Below are 20,976 nucleotides of genomic sequence, written 5' to 3' on the forward strand. Positions count from 1 at the left end.
TTCACAGGCGTCGATTTCAATCGGCGACTAACCAGATCTTCTCAAAACCTAGCCTACATGCTATTTCTGCAACATCTATTTCACAGGCGTCGATTTCAATCGGCGGCTAACCAGATCTTCTCAAAACCTATAGCCTAATGCTATTTCTGCAACATCCATTTCACAGGCGTCGATTTTAATCGACGGCTAACCAGATCTTCTCAAAACCTAGCCTACATGCTATTTCTGCAACACCCATTTCACAGGCGTCGATTTCAATCGGCGGCTAACCAGATCTTCTCAAAACCTAGCCTACATGCTATTTCTGCAACACCCATTTCACAGGCGTCGATTTCAATCGGCGACTACCTATTCAAACGATCAATTCAAACGATCAATTCAAACCTTTCATACCAACCTCTTAAACGGTTCAAATCAAACAAAATTAAATTTTATTAAAAATATTTTCATTTTCCTATTGACAAATTAAATTTTGTTATTACATTTGGCTCATTCAAAAGCAAAAATGAAATTATTCAACACATATTACTTTGGTTACTTTTACTATTTTAGTAAGAGCCGGGGCTAATATGCAAAAAGATATATAACAATATTAAAATGTATAAAAAAGTCCCGGCAAGCAGCCGGGACTTTTTTATTTTACGCAAAAATGGAAACGACAAAACGAGTAGCAATTCAAGGTATTAAAGCATCTTTTCATGAAGAAGCAGCCTACAAATTCTTTGGTAAAAACATCGAGACTGTAGAATGTAATTCATTTAAAGAAACCTGCGATAAGCTGGAAAAAAACGATGCCGACTTCGTGGTAATGGCAATCGAAAATTCTATCGCCGGGAGTTTATTGCCAAATTATACACTGATCCGCGATTATGGATTCTCAGTTGTAGGCGAAGTTTACCTGCCTATCCAATTGCACTTAATGGCGTTGCCAGGTGTGAAATTTGACGATATTAAAATCGTAACCTCCCACCCTATTGCCATTCGCCAATGCATTGATTTCTTTTATGATTATCCACACATCAAAATAGTAGAAAGCAACGATACTGCCGCTTGCGCTAAACGGATTCAGGAAGAAAAATTAACCGATACCATGGCTATCGCAAACACCTTAGCCGCAGAGCTTTACGGATTAAACATTTTAGAACGCAGAGTAGAATCAAATAAGAAGAATTATACACGGTTTCTCATCCTTAAAAAAGACAAAACAGACGAAGGGAAAAAAATAAACAAAGCATCGATCTGTTTTCAGGTTGGGCACAAGGCTGGTTCACTGGCAACAGTATTAAATATCTTCGCAGAACAAGAGGTAAGCTTAACAAAAATACAATCTATGCCGGTATTGGGAAAACGAAACGAATACTACTTTTATGTCGATCTGGAATGGCCAAGCACAGAGAAGTATGATAAAGCCACAAGGAAAGCATTAAAATATACATCGAACTTTAATATCCTTGGCGAATATCAAAAGAACGATAAAGTGTAAATAAGCCGGAAGTCCTAAGTCAGGAGTCCGATGAAAAATAAAAAAAAACGTAAATAATTTAATCAAAATATATCTTCGGACTTCAGACTCCGGACTTTAATCAAAACCATATCATGAAACTTAATTTAAACATTCAACCGCTAAACACCTGGTTAAACATTAACAACGAACCGTTAATTATCTCTGGGCCATGCAGTGCAGAAACTGAAGAGCAATTGTTAACTACTGCACATTTATTAGCAGCAACTGGTAAAGTATCCGTTTTAAGAGCTGGTATCTGGAAACCACGTACCCGTCCGGGAGAATTTGAAGGGATTGGTAGTATTGGTTTAGAATGGTTAAAACGTGCAAAAGCAGAAACTGGTTTACCAACAGCTGTTGAAGTTGCCAATGCAAAACATGTGGAAGAGGCTTTAGCTGCAGGTGTGGATATCCTTTGGATTGGTGCACGCTCAACTGTAAATCCTTTCACGGTTCAAGAAATTGCTGATGCGTTAAAAGGACATGATGTTCCGGTATTAATTAAAAACCCGGTAAATCCTGATTTACAATTATGGATTGGTGCAATTGAGCGTATCAATGGCGCAGGAATCACTAAAATCGGTGCCATTCACCGTGGCTTTTCATCATTCGAGAAAAGTTCTTTCCGTAACGAACCAATGTGGGAACTGGCTATCCAATTAAAAACTTTGTGCCCTGAATTACCAATCATCAACGATCCAAGTCACATTTGCGGTAACCGTGAGTTAATTCCTTACATCTCTCAAAAAGCATTAGATTTAGATATGCAAGGTTTAATGATCGAATCTCACGTAGATCCATCAGTTGCCTGGACAGATGCTAAGCAACAAGTTACACCGGCAGCCTTATCAGAGTTGGTTGATCGTTTAACGGTTCGTGAACCTGAAGCACCAAATGAAGCTTTCGCTGATCAATTGGCTGATTTGCGTAAATCAATTGATAAAATCGATGATACTCTATTGCAAAAATTAGGTGAGCGTATGGCTATCGTTGAAAAAATTGGCCAGTTTAAACGCGATAACCAGGTCACTATTCTACAGGTTAATCGTTGGGATTCGATCATTAAAAAAGGTCATGCATTTGCAAAAGCATTAAAGTTAGACCTAAACTTTACAGAGAAATTCTTAGAATTGGTACATGGTGAGTCTATCCGCAAGCAAACTGAAATTATGAATGCAGGCAAAGCTGAAAAAGGAATTGCTGCAGAACAACATACTGAAGTTAAAGCGTAAAAAGGTAGAGGGTTGAAAGGTTTAAGGTAAAAGGTAAAACCAAAATCCTAAAAAAGAAATCCGCTACAAATAACATGGTTAATGTGGTGTCAGGTGTTTCCATCTGACACTTACATTTTAGAATAAAACAGAATAAAATGTCTAAAAATGCCTTAGTTTCTTTTAAAGGAACCAAGAATATAAATACGGAAATACAGTTAACCGGTTCAAAAAGCGAATGCAACAGAGCGCTAATTATCAGCGCTTTAAGCAAAAAACTGGTTAAAGTAGAAAATTTATCCAATGCTGCCGATACCGTTACACTGGATGGCATCTTAAATACTTTGAAAGAAGACACTGAAATTCCATCGCAAGACTCTCAACTCGTTGATGTTGGTCCGGCGGGAACTGCTATGCGATTTCTTTCTGCATACCTTTCCGCAAAAAATGGTAATTTCTTGCTAACTGGAACGGAGAGAATGAAACAACGCCCGATAGGAATTTTAGCAGAAGCTTTAAAAACCTTAGGTGCTGATATTTCTTATGCAGAATCTGATGGATTTCCACCACTGAATATTACTGGCCCCTTCAATCAAAAAACGGCCGTAGTTAATATTAAGGGTGACATCAGCAGTCAGTATATTTCAGCATTACTGATGATTGCCCCTACATTACCTCAAGGGTTAACTTTAGAAATTGAAGGCGAACTAACCTCTAAACCATATGTTGATATGACTTTAGATATGTTGGCCGAGGTTGGAATCCAACATTCGTGGACTGGAAATTATATTTCAATAGAACCACAACCTTTCACAGCAGGTACATTGGTTGTTGAACCAGACTGGAGTGCAGCATCCTATTGGTACAGCATCGCAGCGCTGGCAGATGAAGCTGAAATTAGTTTACCGGCATTGAAGGAAAAAAGTCTTCAAGGCGATAGCCAGATCCAAAAAATCATGAAGATTTTTGGCATTGCCACAAGCAATACAGAATCAGGTATTTCGATCAGTAACTTAGGTTTATCGCTGGATACCAATCAGGTTTTAGATTTAAAAACATGTCCTGATTTGGCACAAACTATCATTGTTATTGCTGCTGCCTTAGGCAAAAACATGTCTTTTACAGGCCTGGAAACTTTAAAAATTAAGGAAACCGATCGCATTGCTGCTTTACAAAACGAATTGTCTAAAATTGGTGTAACATTGACAGAAGATCATTTGGTTTATACCTTAAATACGGATGAACTTCATTTCCCTGAAAAAATTACGATCCACACTTACGAAGACCACCGCATGGCGATGGCTTTTGCGCCGCTTGCCCTGTTAATTAATGAAGTGGAGATTGAAGATATGCAGGTAGTAGAAAAATCTTATCCTTATTATTGGGAAGATTTGAAAAAAGCTGGATTCTCCGTAGAGGAACAGGGATAGAAGAGCAAAGATTAAAGACCACAAAACTTAATACTTACAACTTAAAACTTTTAACTTAAATGGCAGGTAACTCATTCGGACAACTATTTCGCATCACCACCTTTGGCGAATCTCATGGTGTAGCCATCGGCGTAATTATTGATGGCTGTCCGGCACAATTGGATATTGACATGGATTTTATTCAGTCAGAACTGGATAAACGTAAGCCTGGACAGTCGAAGATTACCACTCAAAGGAAAGAAAGCGACACTGTTCAAATTTTATCTGGTGTGTTCGAGGGCAAAAGTACTGGAACCCCTATTGCATTATTGATTCCTAATGAAGACCAACGGTCGAAAGATTACGGTCATAATGTTGATGTATACCGTCCTAGTCATGCAGATTATGTTTATGATGCTAAATATGGAATTCGCGACCATCGTGGTGGCGGTCGTTCATCTGCCCGTGAAACGGCTGCCCGTGTAGCAGCTGGTGCCATTGCCAAATTGTTTTTGAAGCAACAGGGAATTGAAATTTTCGCTCACGTTACTTCAGTCGGAACTATTGAAGCACCTAATCTCGAAAGTAATGATTTATCCGCTTTATTGAATATCCGAGAAGAAAACATTGTTCGTTGTGCTGATCCTGCAACTGCACATGAAATGATTGAATTTATAGATGGAATAAGAAAAGATGGCGACACCGTTGGTGGTAAAATTGGTTGCGTAATTAAAGGTTGTCCGGCTGGTTTAGGCGAACCTGTTTTTGACAAATTACATGCCGATTTAGGCAAGGCCATGTTAAGTATTAATGCGGTTCATGGTTTTGAATATGGTTCTGGCTTTGCCGGAAGTGAATTAAGGGGATCGCAGCACAATGACATTCCTCAGCCAAAAACTGCTGCTTCGAAAGTATTTAAAACCACCACTAATTATGCAGGTGGCATTTTAGGAGGCATTTCAAATGGAATGGACATCACTTTCAAAGTAGCATTTAAACCAGTTGCTACGATTATGCACAACCAGCAAACTATAAATGCATCGGGTGAGGCATCTGAAATTAAGGGCAAAGGCAGACATGATCCTTGTGTAGTGCCAAGAGCAGTGGTGATTGTAGAGGCAATGGCTGCCCTGGTTTTAGCCGATCAATTTTTAAGAAATAAAGTGGGTGTGATTTAAAATCACGCTTTACGGGCCATCCTTGTTTTAATCCTATTAGATCAAATTATAGCTATGAAAATCCTTCCCATCCTATTCCTCTTCTTCAGCCTGAATGGATTTGCACAGTCTTATACGGAGCAAATAGCCAAACATCGCGAAAGCTATAAGCAAGACTTTGTAAAAGATGATTATGCGCCGTTAAAGGAAAGCGATTTACAGCATTTGCATTTTTATGATGCAGACAGTGCCTATAAGGTTGTAGCAGAGGCAGAAATACTTAAAAATGAAAAGATTTTTAAAATGCCTACCTACGATGGTACCAGTAAAGAATTTTATCGCTTTGCTAAAATCAGTTTCGTTTTGAATGGAGTAACTGTAAAAATGACGCTCTATAAAAGCATTGCATTGGCGAGTAATCCTGCTTATAAAGACTTGCTCTTTCTCCCCTTCACAGATGAAACCAACAATAAAGAAACTTACGGTGGTGGCCGTTATATTGATTTAAGTTCGAAGGAAATTAAAGACCAAAAGATTGAATTAGACTTTAATAAAGCATACAATCCTTATTGTGCTTATAGCGACGGTTATCGTTGTCCGGTTCCACCAGAAGAAAATGACTTACAACTTGAAGTAAAAGCCGGAGAAAAATTATACACAGGCGAGAAAAAGCACCGCAAATAAAGAAATCCCTGATCAGATAAGCAATTCTGTAAATATTCTGACGTTTCTACATGGAATTTGGATTATATTTAAAAACTATATCACATCCTGTGCTATTTTAATATAAATAGATCTATCCAAATGCAATACAAGTGCCTAATTATTGATGATAATGAGATTGAAAGAGATGCTTTAGAAATGCATCTTAAAAAAATTTCACAACTTGAAATAATAGCAATTTGCAAAAATGGAATTGAAGCCGCCGATTTTTTATCAAGAAACAACATTGATATTGTATTTTCAGATATCGACATGCCCGAACTTTCTGGAATTGCACTGTTAAAAAGCATCAAAAAGCATCCTCTTTTCGTATTTATTACTGCATACAGCGAATATGCGGCAGAAAGTTATGAAGTTGATGCCATTGATTTTGTAGTTAAACCCGCAACTTTCCCAAGAATTTTAAAGGCGGCAAACAAAGCTATAGAATACCTCGAACTCAAGAACAAAGTAAGTGGTACGGCTGAAGCTGTTCAGGAGGTATCTGATAACCATAGCGATCATTTTTTCTTCAAAGAAACCAAAGGAATTTCGAAACTTAAATACAATGACGTAATCTACATAGAAAGCTTAGGAGATTTCTCCAAAATTTTTACAGAGAACGACATGCATATTATTTTGGTGAGTTTAAAAAACCTGGAAAAACAGCTCCCAAAAAACTTGTTCGCCAGAGTGCATAAGCAATACATGATTAACATCAACCACATCGTAACGCTCACAACTCATGAAGTACATATGAACCACAATTTTATTGTTCCCATCAGTGCATCCAACCGCCAGGAATTATTGGAAAGTGCCATTGATAAGAAAATCCTATCCAGATTTATCAAAAATTAAGTATCCTGCCGAAATTAAGTTTAGCTTATATTTTAAAAAGCCTTACTTTGGTAAAGTAATGGTAAATATGGTTCCGGTAGGGGTATTTTTATCTGCGCTGATTTTTCCGTCCATCAGGCTAATAAAAGTTCTGCAAAGCATAAGCCCAAGTCCTGTCCCTTTCTCGCGCTCTGTACCTGGCGTACTGATCCCAGTACCATGGTAATCTAACTTATTGAAATGCGCTAACTGATTATCACTTAAACCCATTCCATTATCGGTTATGGTAACCAGGAGTTCATTTTTCATAATTTTATCAGAAAGGAGAATTAATCCATCGCGAGGCGTAAATTTAGTTGCATTGCTAATTAAGTTGCGGATAACGAGCGAAAGCATATTCGCATCAGCTTTACAAACTGTATTTTCAGCAATATTATTTTCAATCGAGATGCCCTTTGCTTCGGCATGGTGATAGACTGAATTTATCACCTCGTTTACCAGTGGATGTAAATTTAATGTCTCCAGTTGAGGATTGAAGCCTTGCATCTGACTAGCCGCCCAGTTTAAAAGATTTTCCATCATTGAAGATGTATAAGTCAAATTATTCTTCAATGTAGCTGCATACCTTGTCAACTTTTCCTGATCGATATTGCCACCTTCGAGCAATTGAATAAATGAGATTAAAGCGTTAACGGGTGTCCTCATATCATGACTAACCACGCTAAAAATTTTATCTTTTACTTTGTTTAGTTGTTCTAGTTCTCCTTTCTGAAGATTAATTACCCGGTTTAAACGGGTTGTTTTTCGTTGATTAAAATAAATAACACTGGCAATAAAAAATACGGTTGCGATGCCGATGATCAGGTAAATTCTAATTCGCAAGTCAATTCTAATTTGTTGCTCCTGTTTAGATATTTGCTTATCACGAAGAGAGGTTTCATACTTAGCAAAAAGTTTAGCCCTTTCAAATTTACTGGATTGCATCTGCTGCTGTATTTCCAACCCCAGCTGCTTTTTCAGAAAGGTAAGCCGCTGAAGACTTTTTTCTTTATCACTTAAAGCCAATTCCTGCTTTTTTAAATACAGCTGTTGCTGCTGTTGTTTTGCTAAAAGAACTTGTTTTTGAAGTTCTACATCCGTTATTTTTTGCTTGTAGAGATAGTCTTTTTCTTTTAAGCCAAAATCAAGCTGCATTTGCCGGCGGGTAATCTCTTTTTCTTTTTCCTGGTTAAAGATCTGGTCCTTTGCCAGCACGTATTGCTTATAAAAATTAAGTGAATTATCATAATCTTTAAGTGCCTGGTATGATTCGCTTAATCCGTATGAAGCATTTTTTTTAGCTTCCTGCAGATTAGCTTCATCCGCAATTCTGTAACTATCTTTAAAAAGGGGAATAGCATTTTCATGATCGCCATGCTTCTGATAAAATGTCCCCAATGCATAAAGACAACCTACATAGCTTAACTTATCATCAAGATCCTTACTGATCTGGATGGCTTTTTGATAGGCTGCCAAAGCCAAATCTCTTTGCCCCATCTCACTATAAACATCTCCCAAACATTTTCTTACCGATGAGGTGATACTCTCATCATTCAAAAATTCGGCTATTTTTAACGCCTTCTGAAAATGTTGCATAGCCTGATTTAACCGATCACCAGGAGCTACGTTCATCTTTCTTAATTCCAGGAGATCGGCGTCGAAATATGCTGATCCGATCAATTCTTCTACCACAGCAACGCCACGTGACTTTGGGTCTTCTCCAGCGAATACTTTAAGTGCCAATTGCAGATAAATCAACGACTGACTCTGGTTTCCTAAATCCTGGTAAATACTGGAAAGGTTGGTGTAACAGCTGGCCATGCTGGAAGCATCTCCTAGCTGCTCGTAAATCGCTATTGCTTTTTGATTAACTTCCATGCATTTGGCATAATCTGGAATGGAAGAATATAAGGCACCTAAATTCAGGTATGTTCCGGCAATCATTTTCAAATTTTTGACAATATTGAAATCGGCAATGGCCAGGTAATAATTTTCTTCAGCCTTGAGAAATGCGGTTTTGCCATGGAAATAAGTAGCCCGCCGGTAATAAACAAAAGCAGAAAAGTTTTTTAGCTTTAGTTTCTCTGCCAGCGTAATAACCTGATTGGAATACTCCTCAAATTTGTCAAGGTTTTTAAGTTTCAGGTATTCTCTGTAAACTTTTTCAAGTATCACGACTTTTGCAGAATCATTTTGTAAATGTGCCTGATTGACTAATAACAGGCTATCCAGCTTCTTAAATTTAATGTTGGTTTGCGCATGGCTATTCTGACAAAAAAACAGCGACAAGAAAATTGCCAACAAGACTGGCTTTGCTTTGATTCTTGTAACAAAGCGCATCATAAAAGGTAACATGTTTTCCAAAACTCAGAAAGTATAGAAAATAACAAAGTTTACTACAGGCCGAAAATTAGCCTGAATACTTTTAAGCGCAACGAACAAGTACATACAAAATGGGATAATAGTAGATAACTTTTACTAAGATATTGTTTTACTATCAATTGAGTGAATAAATTTTACCCATACTAATCCCGCTTACTACGTAAAATTTATAGGAGCATTAAAAGATATTTAGAAAATAGACGGGAATTGTGTTGGATTAGTCTCATTCATCATCCCATAAATAGTTTCAATGATATCATCAACAGATGGTTTGCTAAAATAGTCGCCATCAGAACCAAATGGCGGACGATGCGGCTTGGCAGAAAGGGTTTTGGGCTTTCCATCTAAAGTAAAATAACCATTTTGATCTTCTAAAACTTTCTGAAGGATATAAGCTGAAGCTCCTCCCGGAACATCTTCATCCACCACCAACAACTTATTGGTTTTAGCAAGAGAACTTGCACAAACCTTATTAATATCAAAAGGTAATAAAGTCTGAGGATCTACAATTTCTACCGAAATGCCAAAATTTGCCAGCTCTTCTGCAGCTTCCTGCACTAATCTAAGGGTAGATCCATATGAAACAACGGTAATATCTGACCCTTCTTCCAGCACTTCTGCTTTGCCTAAAGGAACGGTAAATTCACCCACATTATCAGGGAGTTTTTCTTTTAAACGATAACCGTTCAAGCATTCAATTACCACAGCTGGTTCATCAGCCCTGAATAATGTATTGTACATTCCGGCAGCCTGTGTCATGTTTCGGGGCACACACAAATGCATTCCACGTAATGAGCCCAATAACATGCTGATGGGCGAACCTGAATGCCAAACACCCTCTAAACGATGTCCACGCGTTCTTACAATAACAGGTGCTTTTTGAATGCCCTTCGTTCTATAAGAAAGTGATGCCAGGTCATCGCTCAGCACATTAAGTGCAAAAATGAGATAATCAAGATATTGTATCTCAGCAATTGGTTTTAATCCCCTCATGGCCAAACCAATTCCCTGCCCCATAATTGTCATCTCTCTGATGCCGGTATCAGTTACCCGAAGTTCACCAAATCTGGCTTGCAAACCTGCAAAACCCTGATTTACATCCCCAATATTCCCTAAATCTTCTCCAAAAGCAACCAGACGAGGATCACGGGCAAAGTTTTCGTTAAAACAAGCATTAAGCACCTCTCTCCCATCAACCATTTTAGAAAGATCATCATACTTGGCATCAACTACCGCAATTTTATCCGGACTTTCTATCCCATTGGTATGGAGTTTAGAATTGTATCGATCGAAGCTCAATTCTTCCTGATCTTTATACCAGGTTAGCAAATCAGTTCGCTCTGTAGTATTTGATTTTGCCGAAAGGCGAATGGCTTTCCGGGCAGCGCTAAACACATCTCTGCGTTGCGCATCTGCGGTAGCAGAAAGTTGTGCTGCTATCTTAGACAGTTCTGGTTGATGTTTAGCTAAGGCACTAATTAAATCGATAACTTTTTTTTGCTCTGGCTTAATGCTGTCTAAAAATTCATTCCAGGCCTCTTTTTGTGCATTCCGCACAAATATTTTCGCTTTTTTCTCTGTATCTGTAATTTCTTCTTCGGTAGCGATGGCAGAATCAAGCATCCACTCCCTCATTTTCAGTAAACAATCATATTCACTTTCCCAGGTTAGGCGATCTTTTGATTTATACCTTTCGTGAGAACCAGAGGTAGAATGACCCTGCGGCTGTGTAAGTTCGGTTACGTGAATAAAAACCGGAACATGTTCCTCCCGGCAAATATGAATGGCTTTTTCATAAACTTCGCAAAGGGCTGGATAATCCCAGCCTTTCACTTTATAAATCTCATATCCATCCTGATTTTTATCCCGTTGAAAACCTTTCAACACTTCAGAGATGTCTTCTTTAGTCGTTTGATATTTTGCTGGCACGGAAATGCCGTATGCATCATCCCAGATAGAAATTGCCATTGGAATCTGCAATACACCAGCTGCATTAATGGCCTCAAAAAAAACGCCTTCAGAAGTAGAAGCATTGCCAATAGTACCAAATGCTACTTCATTCCCGTTAACAGAAAAATGCTTTAAATAATCGAGTTCTTTATTATTTCTAAACAGTTTAGAAGCATAAGCAAGGCCAACCAGGCGCGCCATTTGTCCACCTGTTGGCGAAATATCTGATGAGCAGTTTTTAATCTGCGTTAAATCATTCCAACTTCCATCTTCATTTATTGATTTTGTTGCGAAATGACAGTTCATCTGTCTGCCCCCAGAAAAAGGATCTGCACCATTCGTGGGATTGGCATACAATTGTGCAAAGAATTCTTTAATTGTGGAGATGCCCGTAGCGAAAGCAAAAGTTTGATCGCGGTAGTAGCCAGATCTCCAATCACCTTTCTTAAATGCCTTAGCCATAGCCACCTGAGGAACCTCTTTACCATCGCCAAAAATGCCAAATTTAGCCTTTCCTGTTAACACTTCTCTACGGCCTAAAACGCTAGCTTGTCTGCTTTCATAGGCGATTTTATAATCATTCATTACGATTGTTTTGAAATCGTTGAACGTTAATTCAGAATTATCAATAGAATTGGTTATAAATTTTTCATTCTGCATCATAATCAAATATTGGTAGTGGCAAATATATGCAAAATTAAAAGTTTGCCTTTATCTTCAATTGTAAAATTATATATCGACAAATAAAATATAATTGGAATAGTTTTTGTTTTAAAATGAAATTGTTAAATTTGTTTTAAGAATTTCAGAAAAAATAATTTCGTACATAACATGAAAAAGATCTTAGTATTATTCGCCTTCGTTTTAGGTTTCGGCCTGGTTGCCAATGCACAATCTAAACCTGCAGATTTTAAATTTGAGTCAGAAACTCATGATTTCGGTAAAATTCCGATGGGTAAGCCAGTAACGTTCGATTTTAAATATACAAACGTTGGTGAAGAGCCTTTAATTATTACAAAAGCAGAAGCAAGTTGTGGTTGTACAGTTCCGAAATATACTTCTACACCACTAAAAAAAGGTGAAACTGGCGTTATTTCAGTAACTTTTAACGCTGCTGCTGGTCCGTCTGCATTTTCTAAAGCAGTAACTTTAACTTCAAACGCAAAAACTCCGGTTAAAGTTCTTTATATTAAAGGAGAAACTGTTGCTGCAACATCAAAATAAATCTTAATAAATAATATTTTTAAAGTCCCGATAATCATCGGGACTTTTTTATTTTTGTACCATGCCAAAGATTTCACAAAAGGGGGTGCAGATGCCTGCATCACCAATCAGAAAGTTAACTCCTTATGCTGATCAAGCTAAAAAAGATGGTAAAAAAGTTTATCATTTAAATATCGGTCAGCCAGATATTGAAACTCCTGAAGGAATGTTAAATGCCATTAAAAACATCGACTTCAATGTTTGGGCCTACACTCCATCAGAAGGGACATTAGCCTACCGCCTTAAACTTGCAGAATATTACAACAAACTGGGTTATAACATTACGCCTGAAGATATTCTGGTAACGGTTGGTGGTTCAGAAGCTATTACCATTGCAATGCAAACCTGTGTAAATGAGGGTGATGAAATTATTATTCCTGAACCTTTTTATGCCAATTACAATGGTTTCGCCTGCATGAGTAACGTAGTGGTAAAGCCCATTTTATCGGTCATCGAAAATGGATTTGCCCTACCTCCTATTGCTGAATTTGAAAAGCTGATTACGGATAAAACGAAAGCCATCATCATTTGTAATCCTAATAATCCAACAGGTTACCTGTATTCCAGGGAGGAGCTCGAAGCATTAAAAACGCTTTGCAAAAAATACGATTTGTTTTTATTCTCAGACGAAGCTTATCGCGAATTCTGTTACGATGGTCGTGAATTTATTTCGCCGATGCACTTAGATGGACTGGAAGAAAATGTGGTGATTATGGATACCGTTTCTAAGCGTTATAGTGCCTGCGGTGCGAGGCTAGGTTGTTTAATTACTAAAAATAAGGAAGTAATTGCTTCAGGACTGAAATTTGCTCAGGCGAGATTAAGTCCTGGAATGGTAGAACAAATTGCTGGTGCTGCTGCTGTTGATACGCCAGACAGCTATTTTGAGAAGGTAAATATCGAATATACTTTACGTCGGGATACTTTAGTTGGCCGTTTAAATGATATTGAAGGTGTTTTTTGCCCGAATCCTGGAGGTGCTTTTTATGTAGTGGCTAAATTTCCTATCGATGATGCAGATCGTTTCTGTCAGTGGATTTTAGAAGACTTTGCTCATGAAAACCGAACGGTAATGATGGCTCCCGCTACTGGATTTTATTCTACTAAAGGTTCTGGTAAACAAGAAGTTCGTATGGCTTACGTACTAAATACTGTTGATTTAAATGCTGCGATGGATTGTTTAGAAATCGCCTTGAGCGAATACCCAGGGAGAACCGTTTAAGTCAGTTTTCAGTTAACAGTTTTTAATTAACAGTTTTAAGTTAATAGTTTTCAGTTGGCAATTGACAGTGCATTTAAAAATTCTGACTTTGAAGAAGCCGGTTTTAGCGGGCAATTTTTATTAAGACGTTAAATATTTGTTTACAGCTGTTATTTGGCATTTTTTTTGTACTTTTGTTGTTCAGTTTTTGACTTGATCCTTGATCCTTGATCCTTGATACTCAAAATTCAAAACTCAAAAACTAAACACCGGGGCCGTTCTTGGATTTGACAGGGTGGCGAAGGTTATGTTAGCATGCAGTGCGTTGTTCGGAGAGCACTTAAAGTGAACGATCACATTTTAGTTGGCGAAAACACTTACGCCTTAGCTGCCTAGTTTAGAACTAAACAGCTTTTGTCCCTCTAACTGTTGCATTGTTGGGTTAGAAACCGGGGCATCGAAACAACAAAGCTGGCTTCAAGGAGATACGACTTGAAGTGAGATAAAGTATCTAAGGTTATAAACAAGGTCGGTTTTCAGCCCGTTTATAGCTCGAAAATTAATTGAAAAATAAGCATGTAGAAGGTATAATTTATCTCACAACTGGACAAGGGTTCGACTCCCTTCGGCTCCACAACAAAAACCCCTATATCACTGATTTACAAGTAGTTAAATCTTTGAGATAGGGGTTATTTTATTATTAGCTTATTTCCCATAGCACAATCAACTAAATAGGAGTTCGACTCCTCTCTAACATATGATCATCCTTTCGACAAAAACCACAACCATTTGATTATCAAATAAATAATCCTCATTTAATGGATCCTTATCTTTATTGAGCTCCTTCAGAATCATATATGTGAATATTTTTGCAATTAAGTTCAATACAGCTTCGGTTTTCATTTTTTCAGAATCACTGGCCGCCTTGCTTATTTAAAGGTCAATATCAATAGTTGCCTTTCAGCGAAATCTCCATGCGACGACGAATACGCCAATTAGACAGATACCATAATGCGTAATAATATCACAATAATCGGATTATTTCCGATTATCAACTCATACAGGTACATCAAATTATGTTAAAAAATTTGCTTTAAATCGGAAATATTCCGATTTTATTAGAATAATTTAACAACATGGACTTTAAATATTTAGTCAGACAGTACAATAATGCCCCTCTTACCAGACAGGTCATTCTGGATATGCTCAAAGATTATAAAAGGCCGAATGACAAGATCAGTGAACTGATAAAGAGCGGTGAGCTGACCCCATTAAAGAAAGGGCTTTATATTCCTGGCATAAAAACAGATTTGACCGGTCCCGAAACTTTCCTGATCGCAAATCATTTATGGGGGCCGAGTTATGTATCGCTTGAATCAGCTATGTCGTACTGGGGCTTAATTCCTGAGCGGGTCTATGAAATTAAGTCGATTACGATGAAACTCTCCAAAAAATTCAAAACTCCAAAAGGCAGGTTTAACTACTGGTTTATGCCATCACCATATTACAGCTTTGGGATTAGGAGTATAGAATTGTCTCCAGGACAGGTTGCCCTTGTAGCACTACCTGAAAAAGCACTATGTGATAAAATAATTGCCACGACCGGACTTGTATTAAGAAGTCCAGTTCAAACACGTAGTTTTTTACTGGACGATCTGCGGATAGATCCGGAATGGCTTCGCAAGCTAAATCTTAGGGAGCTGCGCTCCTGGATTGAGGATGCACCAAAAAAGGAAAGTTTAAAAATGCTCGTTAAAACACTTGAGAACTTATGATTAAAGAATGGATTGGGGAATATGCCCCTAAAAATACAGAAGATGTACTTTCAGCCTTGAGAGAAATTATGCAGGAAGTTGCATTGGCCGGCCTTTCAAGAACCAATTTCTTTGAAAAAGCAGCCTTTTATGGTGAAACAGCATTGCGTATATTTTATGGGTTGGATCGATTCTCTGAAGACCTGGATTTTTAACTATTCGAAGCAGATCCTGATTTTTCTCTTGAACCTTACTTCGACGCTATTGTGGCCGAATTTGAATCCATAGGTATGAAAGTAAGCATCCGGGAAAAGGAGAAAAAAGAAAAAACAAATATCGATTCAGCTTTCCTTAAATCTGAAACCGAATGGAAAGAATTGATACTGGAAGATATTGTAAAGCAGGCCGGCATAAAATCTACAAACAGATCCATGAAAATAAAGATAGAAGTGGACCGCCAGCCACCACTGGGATTTACAACAGAAATGAAACTGCTCACACGTCCTTTTTCCTTTTATGTAAAATGTTTCGACAAGCCCAGTCTTTTTGCCGGGAAAATGCATGCACTGCTATTCCGCAAGTGGAAAAACCGGGTCAAAGGAAGGGATTGGTATGACTTGGAATGGTACATAAAAAAAGGAATACCATTAAACTTACAGCATTTTAAGTTAAGGGCAAAAGATACCGGTGACTGGAGCAAAGAAGAACTAAGCCTGGATGATGTCATAGGCTTACTCCGCGAGAAAATTAAGGCTGTTTCATTTGACAATATAAAGGAAGATGTTGTACCATTCATAAAAGATGATGCCGTGCTTGAAATTTGGGGAGAAAAGTACTTTAATGATCTGGTGGATAAATTAAAATTTCAATAGATAAGGAAGGACCTCTCCGATCATCATCACCACATTTTCGCACAATGGCAATCATTTCACCTAAAAAGAAATGCAATCAAAAGATAACGTTTTCAAAATACTCATGGCGGTGGTATAAAGGGGCTATACAGTGCATTTGTACTTGCCAGGATAGAAGAAAAGACGGCTAAAAAAAATGCATATTTTTTTTTTGAAAATCACTCTCTGTTGCCTTATCCGACACCCAGTTTTGTAACTTGCCAATGGCTTTGATAAGCTTAATCGGCTGGCATTTTTCAGGTTAGGGATCCCAAAAATAAAAAATCACATTTTAGAACATTTTGAGCCGTACGATGTTCACCATGCAAACTAATCTAACCATGAAAAAGGAATACCCTTTCTTTATTAAAGCTCCGCTAATTTTGCTGGGACTTGTCATCTTCGTATTTATACTAAGTATTCTTCGCGACGTCATGGTTCCGCTTGCATTTGCCGCATTGATTGCAATATTGCTTAACCCTCTTTGTGTAAGACTTGAACAGAAAATGAATAAGATAGTGGCCATCATCATTTCCATGCTCATTGCCATACTTGCTCTTGCAGGCCTCGCCTACTTCTTAAGTTCCCAGATTGCACATTTCTTTGATAATGTGGATGCAATGAAACAAAAATTTGCGGAAATGTTAGTCAATATTCAAAAATGGTTGGAGCAGACTTTTGGAATCGCTGTTCAAAAACAGGTACAAATGGTTAAAGAGGCAGCAAATGGCAGTAAGGCTGTAATTGGAGAAACACTTAGCGGAGCGCTCGGCGTACTCAGTGTAATCTTTTTGATTCCAGTATATACCTTCCTGATCATGCTTTACAAAACACTTATCCTTAACTTTCTATATGAAGTATTTTCAGAGGAAAATCAGCAAAAAGTTGGAGAAATACTAACCGAGACAAAAGCAGCTATTCAAAGCTATATTGTGGGCTTATTGATTGAAACGGGTATCGTTGCGGTGATGAATTCATGTGCATTATTAATACTCGGCGTTCAGAATGCGATTCTGATTGGGGTCATCGGTGCCATATTAAACCTTTTACCTTATATTGGAGGGATTATCGCTATTGCACTACCAGTCTTGATGGCAACACTTACGACCGATGGCTTTACCACACAATTACTTATTATTGCATCCTATGCACTGATTCAGTTTATTGACAACAATATCTTGGTTCCCAGGATTGTCTCCTCGAAGGTGCAGATCAATGCGTTGATCTCCATTGTTGTTGTATTGCTTGGTGCCGCCCTGTGGGGTGTACCGGGTATGTTTCTGTCGATCCCCTTCATTGCCGTACTGAAAATTATTTTTGATAGGATCGAGGGATTAAAGCCATGGGGAAAACTTCTTGGTGACAACATTCCTACTGAACACATGGGACAGCTCAAAAGGTTACGCCGGAGAAATCCAAAGCCATCAGCCAGTGTTGTGAAATGAAGACCTGGAAAATGCTAATCAATGTTACATTTTAGTTCAATCAGGCATTTTGCGTCAAGCAGTAGAGAAGAAGACGTTCCGCTTTAGGCCTTTTGACCTGCGAATTTTCCAAGCCTATCATATAAATTCCAAAAGTTGCCAACAAAGGAATATGTTATTTTATTCTAAAAACTGGCTTGCGGTCTCCTATAAAAGCCTTATTAAGAAATTGCCCTACAACAATTTTTCAAAGGCGATGCTTGATTCCACTATCTTACCTATCCATCTCGATTCGCTCCAGCAACGCGTTGGAATTTCGAAGTTATATTCCTGATGCCGACACGTCACCCGGAATATAACTTCGAGCAAATGAAGGCTAAACCAATCAGAATTTATAAAAGATGCTCGCCTGGATGTTATTATTTTTAAATTCACCCAATGCTGCATTAGGATTTTCCATCACTTTTTCCATTCCGTAAATGTATCTGGCACCAATACCCAATCCGATCTTAGACTGAAAACCTAATCCTCCTGCTAAACCAAAATCTATTTTCTTTGCAAAATCAGCATTTTCAAAGCCAGATACATTTTCTTTCATTTTTAGGCTCACCTGTGGCCCCGCCTCGACAAATAGCCCGATAGCTGTTCTGTATTTTAAAAGGACCGGCACATTGATATAGGAAAGTTTGATTTCTGCAGCATCTAACGGACCAGACAGAACTTTAGCGCCTTGTTGAGAATACAAAAACTCCTGCTGAATAAGGAACTGATCAGTTACTTTAAAGGCCACAGTTACACCAGCATGGAAGCCAGCAAGAGGATCTACCCTAAAATTTGCACCTTCAAAATTACTGTAATTCCCTCCCGCTTTAACCCCAAATTCGAGCTTTTCTGATAACTTTTTCATCAATCCCTGACTGAAACTTTTGGTGGATAGTAGCACACACACTGTTGATAGTAATAATAGCTTTTTCATAACTTATTTTTATGGAACATTTTATAAAGGCTTTACACCTTTATTTATTTAAGCCAAATGTGCAGGTTAAAGCAAAATCAGAAAAGAATAAAATTGGTGAAACGGACAAAATGAACCGGCAAGGGGAATGAAAGCATGGTAAAAAAAGGATAGGAAAAAAGAAGAAACCCACTAACAAGGGCAAGCAACCTTTTTGTGAACAAGAAGGCAAACAAAAGATGTTGAAGTAGCGAGGTATCCTCAGCAAGCTGGTAACTTACTTATTCATTTGAGAGCCATTTCAAAAAAATGGGTGCTTTGACCTTACTTACATATATCCGTTCTTCGAAAGGCATTTTCAGATTAACTGAAAGTTTTCGGGTAAAAAAACTCGACACATCTGTTATTGCCTTTCTACTGACCAGAAACTGGCGATTCGCCCGAAAAAAGGAGTTGCCAGATACCCTTTCCATCTCGTCTAAGCTGCCATTAGGATAATAAGTTTTACCTGAAAAAGTTAATAGATGCAATACCTCGTTAGCCAGATAAAACAGTGCAATTTCATCGACGTTAACCGGGATAATCTTGTCCTGATGGTAAACGAGAATGGAAGAGGCACGCTGAAGTACTGAGTTGGACATTAATCTGACGAGGGCGGCCATTTGTGGAGTTTGTTCAGCAGAGAAAAGCTGTTTCAGCCGATGATATTTTTGAAGTGCGGAACTAAGGGTAGTTTTAGAAAAGGGTTTTAAAACATAATCAATGCCGTTTGCCTTGAACGCATCCAGTGCATATTCGTCATATGCCGTGCAAAATATAACCGGCACGGATAGTTTACATGCAATAAAAATTTCAAAGCTGAGGCCATCTCCCAGCTGAATATCGCTAAAAATCAAGTCCGGTAGCAGGCCTTTGGAAAAGTACTCAATGCCTTCCGTAACTGAAGCAATCTTATCAATTTCCAGTGGCTGGGGCAATAACATCCTGAAATTTTTCTCAAGATCATCTGCCACTATGGGTTCATCCTCAATGATTACGATTTTCATTTCCTTAAAAGTTTAATACTCACTGAAAAGATGTTTTCATCACTTTTGATCACAACCTCATCACCAGAGTAGAGCCGGTAGCGCTCAGCCAGGTTAGCAAGACCAGAATGAGTTGAGGAAACATTCACCCGTTTTCTTTGCAGGTTATTGCTTATAACCAGCCATTCCCCAACTCGTCTAATGTTCACAATAAGCGGGCTGACAAGGGTAAAGTTATTGTGCTTTAGCGCATTCTCCATCAAAGGTTGCAATGAAAAAGATGGAAGCGAAAATAACTCCTGCTCCTGCTCACTAATCTCAATGTTATATTGAAGTGCATGACCAAAACGCATCCTTTGCATTTCCAGATAATCGTTCAAAAAAGTCAATTCCTGTTTCAATGTAGAAAGGTTCGCGCCCTGTTCGGATATTGCGGTCCTTAAGAAACTTGCCATATGTACAATATAATCATCTGCCATTAAAGTATCTTTATTATAAAGTGCTTTTAGGGTATTGAGGGCGTTAAAGAGAAAGTGAGGTTGAATCTGCTGCTTTAACAGCATATTTTTGGCTTCCGCATTTGATGCCCTCAGTTTCTCAACCTCCAGATCTGCTTCCAGTTTATATTCATAAAATAATACCGAATCATGCATAATAGTTACCATGGTGTTCATTAAAATTCCAGAACCAATGAAAGCCAGCAGAAGGTTCATTGTCCACAGCGGGGATTGAAAAAGTGCCAGATATGCACATATTGGCCAAAGTAACATATAAATGGCAATACTTAGCGGATAAGTAACCAGCGTTCTGTAAAGCGTAAACTTCTTAGACTTCACAGAAAAGCGTTTACTTAACAGCACCATTAATGCCACATCTACATGGCCAATCAGTGCAACGCCCAAAAACGAAAGCAGTGTATAAGAGTATAGCGACTTTTGCGGGCCATTGTGCAGATAAATTACATAGAAAATCAGCCCGACAATTGCCGCCAGCAACCAGCTTAACCGATTGAGCCGCTTTACATTCAATTTTAAAAGCATATTAACAAACCTAACAATCCACGTCAATGATCACAATGAAATTATAGCGAAGCGGACAAAAACGCAAGTGAAACGGACAAATCTTCCTTAAAATTAAAGTACCAAACAAATGTAGCAGTTTAAGCCAAAGCGATTTAACAAAAATTAATAAATCATTTGGATGCCTTAAAAGCATTGTTCAGCCGCCTTTACGTCCGCTCCACCATCTTTTATCTTTACGTGTTTTCCACGAT

Annotated in this window: 15 protein-coding genes, 1 other RNA gene and 1 pseudogene; 12 read left to right on the plus strand and 5 right to left on the minus strand. The window is 38.2% G+C overall.

Translation table 11 applies throughout. The features are described 5' to 3' along the window. The first annotated feature begins 649 nt into the window (after nt 1-649). From SOM16_RS06430 to SOM16_RS06455, 6 genes are all read left to right on the plus strand, one after another. The gene (locus SOM16_RS06430; protein WP_320463163.1) at nt 650-1,483 is read left to right on the plus strand and encodes a prephenate dehydratase; all 834 of its coding nucleotides are present in this window, start codon (nt 650-652) and stop codon (nt 1,481-1,483) included. A gap of 113 nt (nt 1,484-1,596) precedes the next feature. Continuing rightward, on the plus strand, nt 1,597-2,736 hold the full coding sequence (locus SOM16_RS06435) for a chorismate mutase (RefSeq protein WP_320463164.1): 1,140 nt from the start codon (nt 1,597-1,599) through the stop codon (nt 2,734-2,736). Nucleotides 2,737-2,873: 137 nt separating this feature from the next. Further along, nucleotides 2,874-4,145, plus strand: coding sequence for a 3-phosphoshikimate 1-carboxyvinyltransferase (gene aroA / locus SOM16_RS06440; protein ID WP_320463165.1), 1,272 nt, complete (start codon nt 2,874-2,876; stop codon nt 4,143-4,145). A 59-nt stretch (nt 4,146-4,204) separates the two neighbouring features. Further along, entirely contained in the window at nt 4,205-5,302 is a 1,098-nt protein-coding gene (aroC, locus tag SOM16_RS06445; protein WP_320463166.1) for a chorismate synthase, read from the plus strand. A gap of 54 nt (nt 5,303-5,356) precedes the next feature. Next, entirely contained in the window at nt 5,357-5,965 is a 609-nt protein-coding gene (locus SOM16_RS06450; protein WP_320463167.1) for a DUF1684 domain-containing protein, read from the plus strand. A gap of 120 nt (nt 5,966-6,085) precedes the next feature. After that, nucleotides 6,086-6,841, plus strand: a complete 756-nt coding sequence (locus tag SOM16_RS06455; protein ID WP_320463168.1) for a LytTR family DNA-binding domain-containing protein — start codon at nt 6,086-6,088, stop codon at nt 6,839-6,841. Nucleotides 6,842-6,883: 42 nt separating this feature from the next. Here the strand turns inward: SOM16_RS06455 and SOM16_RS06460 are convergent, their stop codons facing one another. Together SOM16_RS06460 and SOM16_RS06465 are read right to left on the minus strand one after the other, a co-directional pair. Then, a complete protein-coding gene (locus SOM16_RS06460) occupies nt 6,884-9,202 on the minus strand; it encodes a tetratricopeptide repeat-containing sensor histidine kinase (RefSeq protein WP_320463169.1) in 2,319 nt (772 codons plus the stop codon). Between the two features lie 228 nt (nt 9,203-9,430). Then, complete coding sequence (locus SOM16_RS06465) at nt 9,431-11,854, minus strand: alpha-ketoacid dehydrogenase subunit alpha/beta (RefSeq protein ID WP_320463170.1); 2,424 nt, start codon at nt 11,852-11,854, stop codon at nt 9,431-9,433. 168 nt (nt 11,855-12,022) lie between these two features. On the opposite strand from SOM16_RS06465, the gene SOM16_RS06470 reads away from it, so the two are divergent. The 6 genes and pseudogenes from SOM16_RS06470 (at nt 12,023) to SOM16_RS06495 (ending at nt 17,744) form a co-directional block, all read left to right on the plus strand. Beyond that, nucleotides 12,023-12,415: a DUF1573 domain-containing protein gene (locus SOM16_RS06470; protein ID WP_154279952.1), complete on the plus strand. Its 393-nt coding sequence runs from the start codon at nt 12,023-12,025 to the stop codon at nt 12,413-12,415. Nucleotides 12,416-12,476: 61 nt separating this feature from the next. Next, complete coding sequence (locus tag SOM16_RS06475; protein ID WP_320463171.1) at nt 12,477-13,676, plus strand: pyridoxal phosphate-dependent aminotransferase; 1,200 nt, start codon at nt 12,477-12,479, stop codon at nt 13,674-13,676. A 250-nt stretch (nt 13,677-13,926) separates the two neighbouring features. Beyond that, nucleotides 13,927-14,292, plus strand: a transfer-messenger RNA (tmRNA) gene (gene ssrA, locus SOM16_RS06480). Between the two features lie 499 nt (nt 14,293-14,791). Beyond that, nucleotides 14,792-15,430, plus strand: coding sequence for a hypothetical protein (locus SOM16_RS06485; RefSeq protein ID WP_320463172.1), 639 nt, complete (start codon nt 14,792-14,794; stop codon nt 15,428-15,430). A 68-nt stretch (nt 15,431-15,498) separates the two neighbouring features. Then, nucleotides 15,499-16,281: pseudogene (locus tag SOM16_RS06490) on the plus strand (nucleotidyl transferase AbiEii/AbiGii toxin family protein). Nucleotides 16,282-16,640: 359 nt separating this feature from the next. Then, entirely contained in the window at nt 16,641-17,744 is a 1,104-nt protein-coding gene (locus SOM16_RS06495) for an AI-2E family transporter (RefSeq protein ID WP_320463173.1), read from the plus strand. 364 nt (nt 17,745-18,108) lie between these two features. On the opposite strand, the gene SOM16_RS06500 is transcribed toward SOM16_RS06495, so the two are convergent. The 3 genes from SOM16_RS06500 to SOM16_RS06510 all read right to left on the minus strand — a co-directional run bounded on the left by SOM16_RS06500 (nt 18,109) and on the right by SOM16_RS06510 (nt 20,743). After that, nucleotides 18,109-18,699 (minus strand): porin family protein, encoded by a 591-nt coding sequence (locus tag SOM16_RS06500; protein ID WP_320463174.1) that lies wholly within the window; start codon nt 18,697-18,699, stop codon nt 18,109-18,111. A gap of 260 nt (nt 18,700-18,959) precedes the next feature. Next, nucleotides 18,960-19,724 (minus strand): LytTR family DNA-binding domain-containing protein, encoded by a 765-nt coding sequence (locus SOM16_RS06505; protein WP_320463175.1) that lies wholly within the window; start codon nt 19,722-19,724, stop codon nt 18,960-18,962. After that, nucleotides 19,721-20,743: a sensor histidine kinase gene (locus tag SOM16_RS06510; protein ID WP_320463176.1), complete on the minus strand. Its 1,023-nt coding sequence runs from the start codon at nt 20,741-20,743 to the stop codon at nt 19,721-19,723. The genes SOM16_RS06505 and SOM16_RS06510 overlap by 4 nt, the downstream gene beginning before the upstream one ends. Nucleotides 20,744-20,976: the final 233 nt, after the last annotated feature.

This window comes from Pedobacter sp. CFBP9032, from assembly GCF_034045265.1.
Classification (GTDB): Bacteria; Bacteroidota; Bacteroidia; order Sphingobacteriales; family Sphingobacteriaceae; genus Pedobacter.

Bases quoted from the DNA above. Each gene is read 5' to 3' on its own strand.
- SOM16_RS06430 (WP_320463163.1), top strand. From the start codon at position 650: ATGGAAACGACAAAACGAGTAGCAATTCAAGGTATTAAAGCATCTTTT.
- SOM16_RS06435 (WP_320463164.1), top strand. From the start codon at position 1,597: ATGAAACTTAATTTAAACATTCAACCGCTAAACACCTGGTTAAACATT.
- aroA (WP_320463165.1), top strand. From the start codon at position 2,874: ATGTCTAAAAATGCCTTAGTTTCTTTTAAAGGAACCAAGAATATAAAT.
- aroC (WP_320463166.1), top strand. From the start codon at position 4,205: ATGGCAGGTAACTCATTCGGACAACTATTTCGCATCACCACCTTTGGC.
- SOM16_RS06450 (WP_320463167.1), top strand. From the start codon at position 5,357: ATGAAAATCCTTCCCATCCTATTCCTCTTCTTCAGCCTGAATGGATTT.
- SOM16_RS06455 (WP_320463168.1), top strand. From the start codon at position 6,086: ATGCAATACAAGTGCCTAATTATTGATGATAATGAGATTGAAAGAGAT.
- SOM16_RS06460 (WP_320463169.1), bottom strand. From the start codon at position 9,202: ATGATGCGCTTTGTTACAAGAATCAAAGCAAAGCCAGTCTTGTTGGCA.
- SOM16_RS06465 (WP_320463170.1), bottom strand. From the start codon at position 11,854: ATGATGCAGAATGAAAAATTTATAACCAATTCTATTGATAATTCTGAA.
- SOM16_RS06470 (WP_154279952.1), top strand. From the start codon at position 12,023: ATGAAAAAGATCTTAGTATTATTCGCCTTCGTTTTAGGTTTCGGCCTG.
- SOM16_RS06475 (WP_320463171.1), top strand. From the start codon at position 12,477: ATGCCAAAGATTTCACAAAAGGGGGTGCAGATGCCTGCATCACCAATC.
- SOM16_RS06485 (WP_320463172.1), top strand. From the start codon at position 14,792: ATGGACTTTAAATATTTAGTCAGACAGTACAATAATGCCCCTCTTACC.
- SOM16_RS06495 (WP_320463173.1), top strand. From the start codon at position 16,641: ATGAAAAAGGAATACCCTTTCTTTATTAAAGCTCCGCTAATTTTGCTG.
- SOM16_RS06500 (WP_320463174.1), bottom strand. From the start codon at position 18,699: ATGAAAAAGCTATTATTACTATCAACAGTGTGTGTGCTACTATCCACC.
- SOM16_RS06505 (WP_320463175.1), bottom strand. From the start codon at position 19,724: ATGAAAATCGTAATCATTGAGGATGAACCCATAGTGGCAGATGATCTT.
- SOM16_RS06510 (WP_320463176.1), bottom strand. From the start codon at position 20,743: ATGCTTTTAAAATTGAATGTAAAGCGGCTCAATCGGTTAAGCTGGTTG.